The sequence below is a fragment of the Priestia sp. SIMBA_032 genome (assembly GCF_046535215.1).
In the GTDB taxonomy this organism is placed as follows: Bacteria; Bacillota; Bacilli; order Bacillales; family Bacillaceae_H; genus Priestia; species Priestia aryabhattai.
The window spans coordinates 1-296 of the sequence record NZ_JAWRXD010000415.1; the positions used below are offsets into that span (position 1 = coordinate 1).

General features: G+C 41.2%; 1 protein-coding gene. It reads left to right on the top strand.

Annotated features, from left to right (window positions below; genetic code table 11):
- Window positions 1-296: aminotransferase class III-fold pyridoxal phosphate-dependent enzyme (locus tag SB717_RS34970; RefSeq protein ID WP_410907485.1), on the top strand; the 296-nt coding region annotated here is incomplete at both ends.

Sequence of the window (296 nt, forward strand, 5' to 3'; positions counted from 1 at the left end):
GCGGTAGCAATTGCGAATCTAGAACTATACGAGAAAACAAATTTAATAGAAGAAGTGGCACGTAAAACAGAATATGTGGCGACGCAATTAGAAGAGCTCTTTGCATTTAAACATGTAGGGGATATTCGTCAGTGCGGATTAATGGTTGGTATTGAGCTTGTGAAGAATAAGGAAACGAAAGAAGCGTTTGGCTGGACAGAAAGAGTCGGTGTTCAAGTATGTAAACGCTCAAGAGAGCTGGGTATGATTTTACGACCGCTAGGTAACACGATTGTATTTATGCCACCACTTGCTTC